Origin of the sequence: Plantactinospora sp. BB1 (genome assembly GCF_003030385.1) — a bacterium.
Taxonomy (GTDB): Bacteria; Actinomycetota; Actinomycetes; order Mycobacteriales; family Micromonosporaceae; genus Plantactinospora.
This window is the reverse complement of record NZ_CP028159.1, coordinates 4,694,611-4,710,057: the sequence shown is the minus strand read 5'-3', so window position 1 is coordinate 4,710,057 and position 15,447 is coordinate 4,694,611. Positions and strand designations below refer to the sequence as shown.

The following is a 15,447-nucleotide window of genomic DNA, read 5'->3' as shown; positions in this document are numbered from 1 at the left end:
ACCGGGCCCCGGGAAGATCGCTGGTGCGAACTATCCGGCCGAACAGGTGGGACTCATCCCCGTCCCGGAACCCGACCCCTGGAAGCCGAACTCCGTCGACTGGCCGGCGGCGATCGAGCCGTTGAAACTGACGTTGCTGAACTGCACCGCACCGGTGTTCCCGCTGCGGTTGGCGTTCCAGACGTTCGTGACGCTGGCCCCCGACGGCAGGGTCATCGAGACCGTCCAGCCGTTGACCGGCGCGGAACCGGCGGTGACCCGTACCGTGGCGACGAATCCGCCCGTCCACTGGTTGAGCGACACCGTCGCCGAGCAGGCTCCGCTGACCGGCGGGGTGGTCGGCGGCCGCGTGGTGGGCGGGGTGGTGACCGGCGGCGTGGTCGGCCCACCGGTCGGCGGCGTGCTGGGCCCACCGGTCGGCGGCGTGGTGGGCGTCGTGCCCGGACCGTCGGTCAGGGTCGGGGTCTGCCAGTCCCGCCACTCGGCCAGGTTGCCCGCCTTCCGGCTGGAGATCCGCATCGTACCGGCGGCGTTGCCCGTCTTCAGCAGGAACTTCTGCAGGTTCTGCTGGAGCGGGGTACGCCACTCGGACCGGACGGCGCAGTGCGTGCCGTCCTGGACGTCCGACCAGTAGGTGATGTTGTCACCCGCCCCGAGTGCCTTGTAGACCTCGGCACCGCCCAGCGCCGCCACGCTGCCGGAGCGGGCGCCCAGCCAGTCGACGTGCGGGTTGTCCATGATGAACAGGCCGCGCGGCGCCACCATCCCCACCATCTGGTGGGTGTCGACCGGCAGGCTGTTCGGGTTGCCGGTGAAGGAGCTGAACGCGTCACCCAGCCACGGCTGCTCGCCGTACGCACTGCTCAGCGGCTGTGCCCCACTCTCGGTGGCGATCGAGCGGAAGGCGCCGACGCCGCCGCTGCCGGACTCGATCGGCATGGTCAGCGCGATGCGCTGGTCGAAGACGCCGATGGTGAAGGCGCCCTTGCCGTACCGGGAGCAGCCGGTCACGCCCATGGCGTCGGCCCGGAGGATGTTGCCGCCGGAGGACTCGATCACGTCGATGATCCGGCTCACGCCCCAGGCCCAGGCCATCAGGATGCCGGTACTGCTGGACGCGCCGTAGATGCTGTAGAAGGCGCCCTGCTTGTTGTTCCGGGGGGTGCCCTCCCGGCCCACCGCCAGCGGGTCGAAGCTGATGGTGGCGACCCCGGCGGAGCGGATGGTGGAGGTGTCGGCGCCGAGCCCGCCCACCACGACGACGGCCGGGAAGGGGCCGGTGCCGCTGGGCAGTTGGACGCCGGCCGAGAAGCTCGCGCTGCGGCCCTGGTCGGAGACGTTCACCGTGATGCTGGAGCTCGACACCGTCCCGGTGACGGTGGCCGGCTTCGCGGGTTTCTGGCCGTAGACGTGCCGCTCCGCGAGCTCCCTGGTCTCGGCCCGCCGGCAACGCCAGTCGGCCTTGCTGGTGATCCGGGTACCGTCCATCTTCCGGAACGGGTCGGGAAGCCGGGAGTTGGATGTCGAGGACCCCGAGCCGGGTACGGGACAGTCGGCGCCCTCGTCCTCGACGCCAGAGGCGGCCACGACGACGTCGGCGGCGGCCTCGGCGGTGGTTGTCGTTCTCGCTACTACAGTTACCGTTCCGACGACCGCGAGCGCCGCTACCGCCAGCGTGACGACCGTCGAGCGGAGGCTAGAGCAGCCCGAGTTGGTGGCCACCAGGGCTCTCCTTCCGGGTGGGGTGATGGTCTCGCCAGCAAGTAATCGATGATCACCGATGCCGACTTGATAAGTTTCAGGCAAGGCGGTGAAACATGTCAATGCTGCTCCGGTGCCGCCGGATTCTCTCGCTGACCGTCGCCCCGTGATCACTTCAGGTGGCCGGCTGCGGAGGCTCCGCCGCGTCGGGTGACCGCCGGTGCGGGAGGTTCCGCTGGCCAGCGCCCTCGGCGTGGACCTACCGCCCGACCGGCCACATCCACCCGGACCCCGCCGAGAGCGGACGCCGCGAACCGGCGTGACGAGAAACGGCGCCACTACCCGGGTGCCCCGGGGCTGCGGCGCCTCCGCCGAACACCGGCGACGACCTCCGGGACCGGCCCGCCGGGCGGCCTTTTCCGGTACGCGTTTCAGCGCCGCCCACCGGGGCGGGGGCGCTCACGGTGTCGGCTCAGTGCGCGTGATCGGCTTACGTGATCGGCTCAGCGCGCGGTGTCGGCTCAGTGCACGGATCGGTTCAGTGCACGGTGTCGGCTCGGTGCACGTGATCGGTTCAGTGCACGGAATCGGGGTGCCCGGTCGTCGCCGAGCTGCCGCCGCTGCCGCCGGACGCCCCACCGGCCATCCCGGAGCCGTCGTCCTCGGTGACGATGTCCGGCCTCTCGTCCGTACCCGACGGGGCCGGGACCTCCGTGTCGGCGACCACCTGGGTCAACCTGGCCTGACCCTCCTCGTCCTCGGCGCGGTCCGGATCGACCGGCTGCTCACCCTGGCGCGCCCGGTATCCCATGACCGTCCTCCCGACTTCGCTCCCGGACGCGGCGGTCGCCCGCCGATGCCCACCGAGGGCCCGTCCGCGCGGTGCGCATACCCACGGCAGGCCCGGAGTCACCCGCCGGCCGGGCGGATCTGTGCCGGGCGAGCAACCCGGGGCCGACCGGCGAAACGGACATCCGTGCATCGCCGGAACACCGCCCCTCGCGCCGGCCCGGGAGACCGCCGCCTCCGGCGCCCCGGCTCCCGTGCCCCGCGCCGGTCGGGTCGGTCGGGTCGGCCGCGCCGGCCGGCCGTGCGCTCAGGCCAGCAGGGCCGGGCGCATTTCCGCGCCCAGGTTGATCGCGCTGACCACCCGGTGACCGCTGGGGTCGTAGACGTCGATGTTGTTGTTGCGCCGCATCAGCTCCCGGGCCGGCGGCGGCAGCCGGGGCGGGTCGTCCATCGCCGCGCGGATCTGCCGGGCGGTCGAGATCAGCCGGTTGGCCAGGGCGGCGGCGTCGACGTCCGCCCGGACCCGGCCGTACTCCCAGCCGGCGGCGGTGAGGTCCAGCACCTCGAAGACGTGTCGCAGCAGCGGGCTCGGGTCGGTCATCCGCACCAGCCGGGGCGCCCGGGCGCCGACGATCGTCACCGCCCCGGCCACCTGGACGTACGGGTGGAAGTCGCACCGCAGCGCCAGCAGCGGCCAGCGCAGCTGAGGCCCGGCCTCCCGCCACAGCGGCCGGTAGTTCCGCCGGTCGACCACGAGCCGGCGTCCGGTGCGCCGGTACAGCTCGGCGGCCTGGGCGAGGAGGTCCGCGTGGGCCGCGTCGGCGAACTCCCCGACGACCCGGGCCGCCACGAGCAGACCGTCGTCACCGTCCAGCAACCGGCTGACCGCATCGGCCTGGTCGGCGAACCGGACCTGCCCGCCGGCACCGAACCGGTGCCGAAGGTCCTGGAGGAGGGCCTCCTGTCGGGCCGGATCGTGCTGGATCTGCCTCCGACCCAGCAGGCGCTGGAACCACCGCATGTCGTCTCGTTTCAGCAGCCGACTGAAGAACGCGGCAATGCTACAAGGTGCGGCCGACGGAAGCGGGCACCGCCGCGTCGACACAGGGGAGCGGCCCGGCTCCGCGGGTCAGCCCCGCTGTCCCTCGTGAGAACGGCGGGGCCTCCTTGGCGCTGGGTTCCAGGCGCACCACGGCAATCCCGGCGATCCTACCGGCGATCCGGCCTTGACGATCTTCGCGGTGGGTCGGACCGCGCAGCGGGCGTCGGCGATCCGGGAGGCCGACACTGTGTACCGTCACCGTCGTGCTGGACGGACTCGACCGGGTGCCGTGGGCGGAGCTGACGCACGCGTACGGCCGCGCGAATGACGTGCCGGACCTGATCCGCCGGATCGGCGGTCCCGACGAGGAGGACGCGCTGTACGCGCTCTACGAGCTGCGCGCCCGCATCCTGCACCAGGGCAACGTCTGCCCGGCGACCGCCCCGGCGGTGCCGTTCCTGGCCGCTCTGCTGGACCACCCCGCCACCACCGACCCGGGCGGCATCGCGCACCTGCTCGGCGACATGGCGCAGATCGTCGACCCGGACCATCCGGTGCTGGCCGCACTCCGCCGCACGGTCACCGCCGAGGTCGACCGGCTGCTGCCCCTGCTCGCCGCAGCCGAGCCGTGGAGCCGGCTGGCCGCCGCCTACGCGCTCGGGCAGTGCCCGGAGCGGGCCGGCGACATCCTGCCGGCACTGCGCGACCGGTGGACGGTCGAGACCGACGACCAGGCGCGGGGAGCGCTCGTCATCGCGGCCGCCGCCCTCGACCCGGCCACCGCCCTGCTCGCCGAGGCGCTCGGGGAGGGCCAGCCGGGCCCGGTACGCGCCGCGGCGGCGCTGGCCGCGGCCCGGGCGCCGGCACCGTGGCCGGGGGAGGTGGCGGTCGCGGCCGTACGGGCGGGCTGGGCCGACGGGGACCACTGGCTCGACCGCGCCTCGGACGAGTACGGCATCCAGATCGGGCCGTACCTGTGGAACTGGGACCCGATCGAGGACCTGTTCGACCATCTCACCCCCGCCGACCAGCCCGCCGTGGTCGCCGCACTGCTCGCCTCCACCGATCCGGCGGTACGCGCGAAGGCCGCCGACTGCGGTGGCGAACCCGTCGACCGGTAGCGGTCGGTTTGCCGGCCGACGGCGCCGGTGCGGCGCTCCGCCGTCGTGGCCGGTCCGGCGCTCGCCGCCGTGCTGGCCCGGGGCCGGCCCGGGAACCGGGGCGAAATCTCAAGTAATGCTCAAGATCCGCTTCGGGTCGTCCGTCGATGTGAAGAATGCGCATACGCTCACCGCACCCAGCCTCGTCCACCGGCCGCTCCACGCGCATCGACCAGAGGCCGCAAACAGAAGGAGGGAGCATGCGACGCAGACGACTGCGCACCGCGCTCTTCGCGCTGCCCGCCCTGGTGGGGACCGTCCTGATGGCGACCGCACCGGCGGGCGCGGATCCCACCAGGTCCACCGACCCGGCCGGTTCCGGGCGATCCCCACTGGAGAGCCAGGAGTCGGTACGCCTGGTACGCATCCAGTTGACCGGCGCCGACATGCTGGACAAGGTCGTCGCCGCCGGCTTCGACCTCGAGCACGGCCTCCGGCGCGTACCGGCCGGCATCGAGGGCGAGGCGGTGCTGACCGCCGCGCAGGTCGCCGAGGTCCAGGCGATGGGCGTCAAGATCCTCGGCGACGACGAGTCCTTCTCCTGGAGTGACCGGGCCGACGGCGGGTTCGCCGCCCTCGGCGCGCGGGCGGTCCAGCCGCAGACCCACGAGAAGACGGTACGGGTGGTCCGCGCCGACTGGTTCACCACGAAGGGCCAGGGCTTCCTCTACGTCGAGGCCCGGACCACCGAGGGGCAGCAGTCGGACCCGGTCGTGGAGATGCAGCTCGAAAACGACTCGGGCCGGGGCACCCCGTTCGGCTTCGCCCGGACGATGAGCCGGTTCGTCGACTCCGGGCAGTACATGTTCCACCGGAACCTGTTCAAACTCGACGTACGGCCGAAGCAGATCCGGGTCACCAGTTCGACCGGCGGTGTCACCACCGGCGACGTCTCCAACTGGCTGGAGAACGCGCCGCCGCCGCTGACCGCGCGTCCGGGTTACCGGTCGGACTTCGTGGACGGCTACCGGCACCCGCAGCAGCTCTTCCGCCGCGCCGAGGAGATCGCCCGGCAGTACCCGGACATCGCGGAGATCGTCTACCTGCCGAACCGGACCAACGGCTACCAGCGCAAGGCGCAGGCCACCATCGGCGGTACCGGGCAGGAGGCGGTCGTCGTCAGCTCGGCGGCCTGGGGCCACCAGGGCGGCAACGAGGTGACCGTCGAGTTCGTGGAGCGGCCGGGTGCGAACCTCCCGCTCGGTGTCGAGGTCGTCGGCAAGGCGGTCCGGGTCCTCCTCGCCAAGGACGCCTCCGGCGCGCTGGCGAGTACCGCCGCCGAGGTGGCGGCGGCGCTGGAGAGCGGCTCCCGGGGCCTCGTCGACCGGGCGCACCCGTACCGGACGAACGCCGGCACCGGAATCGTCGCGCCGACGCCGGGTCCGGTCGCGCTGACCGACTTCCTCGACCAGAAGCGTGACGGCGCACCGGCGGGCGAGGTGCCCCGGGGCCCGGCCACCATCCCGGTCCTGCGGATCGGCAAGCACCGCGACGGCAAGAAGCCCGGCGTCCTGATCCAGGCGCAGGACCACGCCCGCGAGTGGGTACCGGCGACGACCACGCTGGAGACGGCCGAGCGTCTGGTGCACAACTACCGGACCGACCGGGAGACGAAGAAGATCGTCAACGACACCGACATCTTCCTGATTCTCTCCAACAACCCCGACGGGGCGAACTACAGCTTCTACAACTTCGCCTCGCAGCGCCGGAACATGACGAACCACTGCCCGGACGAGAACGCCGATCCGGGGCAGCGGAACGCCTGGGGCGTCGATCTGAACCGCAACTACCGGGTCGGGTCGGGCCACGACGGCTACGCGGGCGGCTCGACCAACTGCGTCAGCAACACCTACCAGGGACCGGCGGAGCTCTCCGAGCCCGAGTCGAAGAACATCATCTGGCTGGTCGAGAAGTACTCGAACATCAAGTTCATGATGTCGGTGCACTCCAACGGCGGCCAGCTCTTCTGGCAGCCCGGCGCCTACATCGCGGACGGGCGGATCACCACGCCACGGCCGCCGCTGGGTGACGAGGCGTTCTACTGGCAGTCGGCCGCCCGGATCCTGTCACAGGTCAAGGCGCACCGGCAGACCGTCGTCACGCCGGAGAACGTCGGCGGCTCGTCGGACGTCCTCTACTCCTCGGCGGGCAACGTACGCGAGGACCTCTACCACACCTACGGCATCTACGCCTTCGGCTGGGAGGTCGGCGGCTCGGTCTACAACCCGGGTACCGGCGACTGGCAGGGCGGTTCGTTCCAGCCACCGTGGGTGGGTGACCCGGAACTCGTCAGCGGCCACGCCGAGACGATGGAGTACGCCAACGGGATCATGGAGATGTTCCGGATCGCGGCGGAGTGGGGCAACGACAAGCGGGACCCGACCTCCCGGCTCCTCCCCGGCGCCGGGACATACCGCGACTCCGTCGACGTGCGCTTCGAGACCAGCGAGCCGGCCACCATCTACTACACGACGGACGGCAGCCGGCCCACCCTGGACTCGCCGCGTTACGAGGCGACCGAGTTCCGTGAGCCGGGGCAGGTGTTCCACGTGACCGAGACGACCACGTTCCGCTGGTTCTCGGTCGATGCCGCCGGGAACATCGAGAACAACTACGACCCGACGAAGAAAGACCGGCGCGAGAAGTACCGTACGGCGACGATCAGGATCGTCAAGCGGTAGCGTCCGACCCGGCCATCGCCTCGTCAGTGTGGTCCGCCGCGCTGACGCGGGCGATGGCCGATCGACGTCCGGGCCCGGCCCAGCCGGGAGGTCACGGTCGGCACGGCTCGCCGCCGGCCGCCCGCCGGTCGGTCGTCCACCTGTGACAGGTCGACCGCGACCGGCTGCGGCGGCGGTGGGCGAGGACGGCTGCGGCCGGTCGCATGGTTCGGGACCGAGCGGGGTACCAAGGCGCTGCGCGGCGAGTTCGCGACTTCCGTCGCCGCCGGTAGCCGACCCCCGACCCAGGAGCGGATCATGGAGAGTCGAGCCAAGGCGATGGGCCACGCGGTCCATCCGATGCTGATCGTCTTCCCGCTGGGGCTGCTGTGCACGGCAGTGGTCTTCGACATCCTGCACCTCTTCACCGACGGGGACGGATTTGCCGTCGCGGCGGCGTACACGATCGCGGCCGGCATCGTGGGTGCGCTGGTCGCGGCCGTCTTCGGCCTGATCGACTGGCTGGCGATTCCGGCCGGTACCCGGGCCAAGCGGGTCGGTGCGCTGCACGGCCTCGGCAACGCCGTGGTGGTCGTGCTGTTCGCGGTGAGCTGGCTGCTGCGCGCCGGCGCCGACGGCTGGGATCCGACCGTGCCGGCCCTGATCTTCAGCTTCGCCGGGGTGGCGCTCTCCGGGGTCGCCGGCTGGCTCGGTGCCGAACTCGTCGAGCGGCTCGGTGTCGGCGTCGACGACGGCGCGGGCCTGGACGCACCCAGCTCGCTCTCCGGCCGGCAGGCGTCGGCGCGGTAGCCGGGCGGCCTCCCCCTCCGGCCCCGGGTCGGGTGGTGAGTTTGGTTCACCCGGGGACGGGAGACATAGCCGACCATGGACGAACACCGCCTGCCCTTCGACGTACCGGACGCACCGCTCGACCCGGAGACGCTGCGCGACATCGTCAAGGCCGTCGCGGACCGTCCGGACCTGTGGCAGGACGCCCTCCGGCAGACGACCCGGGAGCGGACCTACGCCGACGTGCACACCAGTGAGCACCTGGGGATCTGGGCGATCTCCTGGATGGCCGACCAGCACGACACCGGCTACCACGACCACCACGCCTCCAAGGGCGCCGTCTTCGTGGTCCGCGGCGCCATCCGGCACGAACGCCTGCGGCTGGAGGGTGAGCCGGAGGGCGAGGCGGTCAGGGCGGGCGAGGTCTTCTGCTTCGACGAGACCTTCATCCACCGGATGCGACGGGAGCCGGGCGCGGGGGAGACGGTGACGATCCACGCCTACTCGCCGCCGCTGCGCCAGGCCGGACAGTACTCGGAGAGCGAGCAGGGGCAGCTGCGTCGCCAGGCGACCCCGGCGGAGGAGCAGCTCGCACCGAAGGGACCCCAGGGCGAGCCCACCGAGCGGTGAGCGCCGGCAGGCGTCCGAGCGCCGGGGCGGCGGCGCAAGGCACCGGCGCACCGTCGCGGTCCGGCCGGACCCGGGGGCGGCGACGGATCAGCGGTGCCACATTCCCACTCTGACCGGGACCCCGACGGACGCGTGCAGCAGCGGTTCCCCGTCCGGCGGTGGCAGACCCGCCGAGGGGAGCAGGTCCTGGTCCAGGTGCAGCAGTTCGGCGCGGTGCAGCGGCCACTCGACGTGTTCCGCCTCGGCGGCGACGAGCCGGCCGAGTACGACGCTGAACAGCCGGTACCGCGCCGTCAGGAAGTGGGCCAGCTCGTCGCGCTCGCGCTCGGGGAGCGGCGGACCGAGCCGTACGTCGGCGTCACAGCGCGCTCCCCTCGGCCCGGGCCAGCGGCGGGCGCACCGGTAGGAGATCCGGTCGTCGGCCCGGCGTACCGTCATGTCCGACCAGAAGTACGGCAGTGCGTAGCCGGCGCGGGCGGCGACCACGGCGGGCAGCCGCGCCGCGTCCAGGGACAGGAACCAGATGCCGCTGCGGCCCCGCCCGTCACGGACGTAGGTCCGGACGTTCGTCTCCGGGAATTCCGACAGCCACGGCACGCTCGGCACGACGGGTGGCCGGACCCCCTGCATGAGGAACGGGGTCAGGCCGATCCAGGCCGACCCGTCGAAGGTCTCCACCCGCAGCCCGGCGGGGAGCATCGCCTGCACCAGAGCCGGCGGGTAGCGCCAGTGGATGAAGCTGATCCAGTTCCACCGGTGGTACATCACCGGGTGAGCCACCCGGGGTGGAGGTGGAGCGTCCATTCGTGCCTCCCGCGCTGCGTGTCCGCGCCGACCACGATGCTGGCCGGTCGGTGACCCACCCGACCGGCCAGCATCGATCGCGTCAGCGCTTCCTGGTGGTGAGGAGCCCGAGAGCAATCATCCCCACCCCGAGGAAGAAGTGCAGCCAGTTGTCCGCACCGTTGAGCGGGACGAAGTTGGCGGCGCTGTCATGCCCGATGACCAGGCCGTACAGCCAGAGGACCAGGTAGACGGCGCCACCGCCGATGAGGTACAGCCGGGCCCGCTCGACGGTACGGGCCATCGCCAGGCCGACGACACCGAAGAGGAGGTGCACGATGTTGTGCAGCACCGAGACCTCGAAGACACCGAGCAGATGGGCGTCGGACTCGTGCCCGGCGAAGGTCATACTGTCGTAGTTGGTCGTCACGCCGGGGATGAAGCCCAGGACCCCGACGAGCAGGAAGACCGCGCTGACGGCGACCGCGACCCTGCGAACGAGGGCGGTCTCGTTCACCGTCCGGCCGATCGGCTCGGATCTGCTGGCCATGATGCCACCTCCATTGAAATAGGTGGCTGCATATTCTCCGGCTGGAGGTCCCCCAAACCCGCCGCCGCTGATCGGAGACTTGGACGATCATCACCGTCCACTCCCGCCGGGCCGAAAAAATGTCACGGCACAGTGGATCGTGCTGCGCTCGCGCGCTGATATGGCCGTGCTTGCCGGGATCCGCATCCCTCGACCGCAAAAAGCTTTGATGTCGCGTTTATCGGCAGGTCGCCAGGGTAGGGGGTGCGCACTCGACCGCTGGAGGAGAAATCGTGTTCAATCCCTTGGAGCACCAGGGCCTGCCACTGGACAGGCAAATTCGCAACTGGCGTGAGCTGAACGTCGAACCGATCGACCCGGAGGCGGTCGACCCGTACACCCGCTGCCGCATCATCACGATGAACGGCATCGAGGTCGAGGCGATCATGTTCCAGCACAACTTCGCCCGCAACTGCCCCGACCCGGAGGTCCGGCGCCAGCTCGCCTACGTGCGGTACGTCGAGAACCAGCAGCAGCGGGTGGTGAACTGGCTGCTGCCCGGGGTGGCCAGTGTGCTGGAGACGACACTCGGATACGAGCAGGTCGCGGTCGACCTCACCGCCTGGGTGGCCCGGCACGAGCCGGACCCCTACCTGAAGCAGGCGTACGAGTTCGGGGTCCTGGAGGACTTCGACCACCTCTACCGCTACGCCAACCTGTACGAGATGGTCGAGCGGCGCAAGGCGGAGAAGATCGTCGACGGGCTCACCGAGGTGATGCCGGGCCGGCCGACCGTGGCGGAGCACCGGCACCCCTTCGACGAGGTGCGGACGCCGTACGACAAGGACACCGTCGACCCCCGGTCGAAGCTGAACGCGCTGACGATCCTCTCGGCCGAGCAGCAGGTGATGATCTACTACATGAACGTCGGGCCGCAGTACATGGAGCCGATCGCCCGGCAGCTCTACCAGGAGATCAGCCTGATCGAGCAGGAACACGTCACCCACTACGAGTCGCTGCTCGACGCGGGGGAGAACTGGTGGGAGCGACTGCTCACCCACGAGTACAACGAGTGCTGGCTGTACTACTCGTTCATGGAGCAGGAGAGCGACCCGCGGATCAAGGCGATCTGGGAACTCCACCTCCAGATGGAGCTGGCCCACCTGCAACAGGCGGCGAACCTGCTGCGGGTGCACGACGGCCGGGAGCCGGAGGAGATCGTCGGCAGCACCGGGGTCCCGGAGCCGCTCACCTTCGAGCCGAACAAGGACTACCTGCGCCACCTCCTGGCCACCCAGATCGACCTGAACAAGCTCGGCGAGGGCTACGTACGGGAGGCGCACGAACGGTTCGAGTGGATGCAGCAGCAACTCCACGACGGCCAGAAGCCGCCGAGTGAGGAGGTCATCGACCTGCACCGGGAGAAGTTCGGCGACGAGTACCGGATCGAGACCGAGGGCCCGCACCCGGTCGAGTCCCTTCGCGCCCAGGAGGGGTCCCGCCGTGCCTGACGACAACGGCGCCGCCACCGCCACCACCGCCGGCTCGGCTCCCGCCACCCCCGGCCCCGAACCGGACGTCGTCGACCTGCTGCTCGCCCAGCACGCGCGGATCGAGGAGCTGTTCCTCCTGGTGACCGGGAGTGACGGCGAGACGCGGCGGGACGCCTTCGACGACCTGGTCCTGCTGCTCGCCGTACACGAGACGGCCGAGGAGGAGGTGGTCCATCCGCTGGCCCGGACGCTGCCCGGCGGTGGCGGCGACGAGCTGGTCGATGACCGGCTGGCGGAGGAACGCCAGGCCAAGGAGATGCTCAAGGAACTTGTCGACGGCGGCGTGCAGGCGGACGGCTTCGACGAGGGCGTGCTGCTGCTGCGGGAGGCGGTGCTCCAGCACGCGCGCCACGAGGAACGGTACGAGTTCCCGCTCCTGCGTCAGCACGTCCCGGCGACCCGGCTGCGCCGGCTGGCCACCGCGCTCCAGGCGGCGGAGGCGGTGGCACCGACACGGCCGCATCCGGGGGCCGAGTCGGCCACCGCCAACGCCGCGCTGGGGCTGCCGCTGGCCGTCCTGGACCGGGTCCGCGACTCGCTCCGGCGGGCCGCGGACGGCCAGGACTGACCGTCGACATGGCAGGTGCGACATGGTAGGCAGATCCACGGCGGACGTCGCCGGCCCGACCGAGGCCGTCGCCCCGGTCCGCAGGGTGGCGCTGGTGGTCGGCGTCGCGTTCCTGCTGGTCGGGATCGCCGGCTTCATCCCCGGTGTGACGACGAACTACGACAGCATGACGTTCGCCGGACACGAGTCCGACGCCCGGCTGCTCGGCCTCTTCCAGGTGTCGGTGCTGCACAACATCGTGCACCTGCTGTTCGGTGTCGTCGGCCTGGCGATGGCCCGTACGGCCGAGCGGGCCCGGCTGTACCTCATCGCCGGTGGCGCCGTCTACCTGGTGCTCTGGCTGTACGGCCTGGTGATCAGCCACGACAGCCCGGCCAACGTCGTCCCGCTCAACGGAGCCGACGACTGGCTGCACCTCGGTCTCGGGATCGGGATGATCGGGCTCGGCCTGGCGACCGGGAACCGCCGCTGACCGCCCTGCGGCCCGCGACGCCGACCGGTGGGACGGATGATCGGCGCGGCCGGCCCCCGAGGGCCGGCCGCGTTCGCGTCCCCTGCGCGGCCGGGGCGCGAGATCGGGTCAGGTCTGCCGCATGAGCTGGTCGAACTCCTCCCGGACGACCCGGTAGCACTCACAACTGGTCGCCTCCAGTCCGGCCCGGTCCCGGATGGTGATGACGCCCCGGCTGTAGCTGATCAGCCCCGCCTCCTGTAACGCTCCGGCGGTCAGTGACACGGTGGCCCGGCGCACCCCGAGCATCTGGGCCAGGAATTCCTGGGTGAGCGGAAACCGCTCGGCGTCGACCCGGTCGGCGGTCATCATCAGCCAGCGGGCGGCCCGTTGCTCGCTGTTGTGCATCCGGTTGCAGGCGACGTTCTGCGCCAGCTGCACCAGGGTGGCCTGGATGTAGCGGTGCAGCTGCCGATGGAGGTGACCGTCGCGGCTCAGGACGTCGCGCAGGCGCTCGACCGGCAGACGCAGAGCCCGACCGGGTACCTGCGCGAACACGGTGTTCGGGCTGGCCCCCACCCCGAGGAAGACCGGCAGGCCGGACATCCCCTCCCGGCCGATGGTGGCCACCTCGACCGCCGGTTCGCCGTCCACCTCCGCGATCATGGAGAGTACGGCGGTGACCGGAAAGTAGACGTCGTGGATCGCGCCGCCGGTGGAGTAGATCGGGTCCCTCGACGTCAGCTCGACGGGTGTCAACGCGTCGTGCAGTTGGGCGTACTCGGGGTCAGGAATGGTGGCCAGGATGAAGTTGCGCTGCCGGTCGGTTCGTGCCACGGCGCCACTCGGTTCGATCTGTTCCGCCATGCGACCCACCTCCGTCCGTGGTCGACTACCCAGCGCAGATACCCTTATGCCAGGTGCCGTACATAGGCGCATACACTCGTCCTATGTCTGCTGGCGTACCCAGGCGCGAGCGCCGGAGGCCGTTCGACGTGGTGGTCGTCGCCGCGTCTCTGGGCGGGCCCAGCGCGCTGAGCCAGCTGTTGCCGGAGCTGCCGGCCGACTTTCCGGCGCCGATCCTGCTCATCCAGCATCGGACGCCCGCCATCGACGGGCAGTTCGCCGCCACGCTGCGTCAGCGGTGTCAGCTGCCGGCCCGGTTGGTCGAGGATGGTGACCGGGTCGACACTCCCGGCATCGGTGTTCTGCCGGCCCGGCACACCGGAGCCGTCGATCCGGCCGGCCGGATCCGCCTGCGGCACCGGGACGACTTCCGGCTCGCGGATCCCCTGATCGCCAGCGTCGCGGTCCGGTACGGAGCGCGGGCGATCTCTGTCGTGCTCACCGGTCGGCTCGACGACGGCGCGAGCGGGGTCCGGGTGCTGAAGTGTCATGGCGGGCGCACGATCGTGCAGGATCCGTCGACGGCCGCGGCTCCCGGGATGCCGTTGGCGGCCCTGGCGACCGGCTGTGTCGACCTGGTGATGCCGTTGCACCGGATCGGCCACGCTCTGATCGCGCTGACCATGGCGCCCGGCGCGGCTGAACTTCTCCGGGTCCCCCCTTCGCCCTGGGCGAACCTGGCCGCCTGACGCCGGCCGGGCCGGCCGGTGGTGGCAGCACCGGCGGGCAGGATCTCGGCCGTGCCGGGCGCCCGGGCGGGTCAGGGGAGTTCCGGCAGGAACTCCGGGAAGTGCTTGCGGATGACCTCGGCGGCCCGGCATACCTCGTCGGCCGCGGCGAGCTGGTGCGTCTGGGTCAGCGCGGCCCGACTCCCGCCGGCTCGCTCGGCCAGGGCCCGATGGATGTTGGCCTGCTCCTCGAGCATGCTCACCGCGGTCCAGAGTGCCTGCTCGATCTTCTCCTGCTGGGCGGCGAGCAGGGTCTGCGGAGACCAGATGTGCCCGACGTGACAGGCGTAGTGCAGCGCGGCGCCGGTCTGGACCGCCCGCATGCCGCCGCTACAGTCCGGGCAGCTCACCGGCGCTGCTCGGCCGGGCTGCTCCCCGGCGACGACCCGTCGTTCGCTCTGGGCCATGTCGGTCTCCGTGATGAGGTCCGAGTCGAGGGACGGCTCGGCTGGTCGGGTGACGCTCTCGGCGACGAGTTGGCCGATCGCCGCGCCCAGCCGCTCGGCCGGCCCGACGACGGCCTCCGGTACGACGGCCAGGGCGGCCCTCGGCATGCTCTCGATGACGGCGTCGGCGGGATCCTGTACGACGCAGATGCCCCCGGCGGCGTGCAGCGCGGCCAGTCCGGCGGCACCGTCGTCGAGGCTGCCGGAGAGCACGACACCGACCGTACGGGGTCCGTACCATCGGGCGGCACTGCGGAACAGCGCGTCGACAGCGGGGCGGGCCCGGTTCTGTTTGGGCGCGCGACTGAGCAGCAGGTGCCCGTCCTTGACCAGCAGGTGCCGGTCGGGAACCGCGATGTACAGCCGCCCGGGCGACATCGGTTCGCCGTCGCGGGCGAAGGCGGTCGGCAGCGGACTGCACCGGCCGAGAATGACCGGTAGGGCGCTTTCCGCACCCGCGGGCATGTGCAGGACGACCAGGACCGCGGCGGCCAGTTCGGGCGGCAGGCCGGCGACCAGCGCCCGAAGCGCCTCGACACCTCCGGCCGATGCGCCGACGACGACGAGGTCCCGGTTGACCGCCCGGCTCTGTGCCATCCGCAGAACCTGCCCGTCGGCGGTGCCCGACAAACCCGCCCGGGGCACGGGGATCCGGCTCGACTACCGGAATTGACCCCCATCGACGGGTCGCCGCCGTTGCCGGCGATGCTCC

15 protein-coding genes are annotated in these 15,447 nt (G+C 71.5%); 8 read left to right on the top strand and 7 right to left on the bottom strand.

Translation table 11 applies throughout. The features are described 5' to 3' along the window. Positions 1–30: 30 nt before the first annotated feature. From C6W10_RS38670 to C6W10_RS20540, 3 genes are all read right to left on the bottom strand, one after another. A complete protein-coding gene (locus C6W10_RS38670) occupies positions 31–1,722 on the bottom strand; it encodes a cellulose binding domain-containing protein (RefSeq protein WP_234361355.1) in 1,692 nt (563 codons plus the stop codon). A gap of 553 nt (positions 1,723–2,275) precedes the next feature. After that, a complete protein-coding gene (locus C6W10_RS20545; protein WP_107259669.1) occupies positions 2,276–2,512 on the bottom strand; it encodes a preprotein translocase YidC in 237 nt (78 codons plus the stop codon). 285 nt (positions 2,513–2,797) lie between these two features. Beyond that, positions 2,798–3,511 (bottom strand): hypothetical protein, encoded by a 714-nt coding sequence (locus C6W10_RS20540; protein ID WP_107259667.1) that lies wholly within the window; start codon positions 3,509–3,511, stop codon positions 2,798–2,800. A 284-nt stretch (positions 3,512–3,795) separates the two neighbouring features. Between C6W10_RS20540 and C6W10_RS20535 the strand changes: the two genes are divergently transcribed. The 4 genes from C6W10_RS20535 to C6W10_RS20520 all read left to right on the top strand — a co-directional run bounded on the left by C6W10_RS20535 (position 3,796) and on the right by C6W10_RS20520 (position 8,771). Further along, positions 3,796–4,653 (top strand): hypothetical protein, encoded by an 858-nt coding sequence (locus C6W10_RS20535; RefSeq protein ID WP_107259665.1) that lies wholly within the window; start codon positions 3,796–3,798, stop codon positions 4,651–4,653. A 239-nt stretch (positions 4,654–4,892) separates the two neighbouring features. After that, positions 4,893–7,373, top strand: a complete 2,481-nt coding sequence (locus tag C6W10_RS20530) for a M14 family zinc carboxypeptidase (RefSeq protein ID WP_107259663.1) — start codon at positions 4,893–4,895, stop codon at positions 7,371–7,373. Positions 7,374–7,670: 297 nt separating this feature from the next. Then, positions 7,671–8,162, top strand: coding sequence for a DUF2231 domain-containing protein (locus C6W10_RS20525; RefSeq protein ID WP_107259662.1), 492 nt, complete (start codon positions 7,671–7,673; stop codon positions 8,160–8,162). Positions 8,163–8,237: 75 nt separating this feature from the next. After that, positions 8,238–8,771 (top strand): cysteine dioxygenase family protein, encoded by a 534-nt coding sequence (locus C6W10_RS20520; protein WP_107259660.1) that lies wholly within the window; start codon positions 8,238–8,240, stop codon positions 8,769–8,771. 87 nt (positions 8,772–8,858) lie between these two features. On the opposite strand, the gene C6W10_RS20515 is transcribed toward C6W10_RS20520, so the two are convergent. Continuing rightward, positions 8,859–9,575, bottom strand: a complete 717-nt coding sequence (locus C6W10_RS20515) for a YqjF family protein (RefSeq protein ID WP_107259658.1) — start codon at positions 9,573–9,575, stop codon at positions 8,859–8,861. Between the two features lie 82 nt (positions 9,576–9,657). Continuing rightward, the gene (locus tag C6W10_RS20510) at positions 9,658–10,104 is read right to left on the bottom strand and encodes a DUF4383 domain-containing protein (RefSeq protein ID WP_107259656.1); all 447 of its coding nucleotides are present in this window, start codon (positions 10,102–10,104) and stop codon (positions 9,658–9,660) included. 272 nt (positions 10,105–10,376) lie between these two features. On the opposite strand from C6W10_RS20510, the gene C6W10_RS20505 reads away from it, so the two are divergent. The 3 genes from C6W10_RS20505 to C6W10_RS20495 are packed head-to-tail and all read left to right on the top strand — an operon-like array spanning position 10,377 to position 12,676. Further along, complete coding sequence (locus C6W10_RS20505; RefSeq protein WP_199853192.1) at positions 10,377–11,594, top strand: hypothetical protein; 1,218 nt, start codon at positions 10,377–10,379, stop codon at positions 11,592–11,594. Beyond that, complete coding sequence (locus C6W10_RS20500) at positions 11,587–12,204, top strand: hemerythrin domain-containing protein (RefSeq protein ID WP_107259652.1); 618 nt, start codon at positions 11,587–11,589, stop codon at positions 12,202–12,204. The genes C6W10_RS20505 and C6W10_RS20500 overlap by 8 nt, the downstream gene beginning before the upstream one ends. A gap of 22 nt (positions 12,205–12,226) precedes the next feature. Further along, entirely contained in the window at positions 12,227–12,676 is a 450-nt protein-coding gene (locus C6W10_RS20495; protein WP_107259650.1) for a DUF4383 domain-containing protein, read from the top strand. Between the two features lie 108 nt (positions 12,677–12,784). Here the strand turns inward: C6W10_RS20495 and C6W10_RS20490 are convergent, their stop codons facing one another. Continuing rightward, a complete protein-coding gene (locus C6W10_RS20490; RefSeq protein WP_159104679.1) occupies positions 12,785–13,522 on the bottom strand; it encodes a Crp/Fnr family transcriptional regulator in 738 nt (245 codons plus the stop codon). An 83-nt stretch (positions 13,523–13,605) separates the two neighbouring features. Between C6W10_RS20490 and C6W10_RS20485 the strand changes: the two genes are divergently transcribed. Next, on the top strand, positions 13,606–14,250 hold the full coding sequence (locus tag C6W10_RS20485; RefSeq protein WP_107259646.1) for a chemotaxis protein CheB: 645 nt from the start codon (positions 13,606–13,608) through the stop codon (positions 14,248–14,250). A gap of 71 nt (positions 14,251–14,321) precedes the next feature. On the opposite strand, the gene C6W10_RS20480 is transcribed toward C6W10_RS20485, so the two are convergent. Next, positions 14,322–15,332 carry a chemotaxis protein CheB gene (locus C6W10_RS20480; protein ID WP_107264128.1) on the bottom strand — a complete coding sequence of 337 codons (1,011 nt, stop codon included), beginning with the start codon at positions 15,330–15,332 and terminating at the stop codon, positions 14,322–14,324. Positions 15,333–15,447 lie beyond the last annotated feature (115 nt).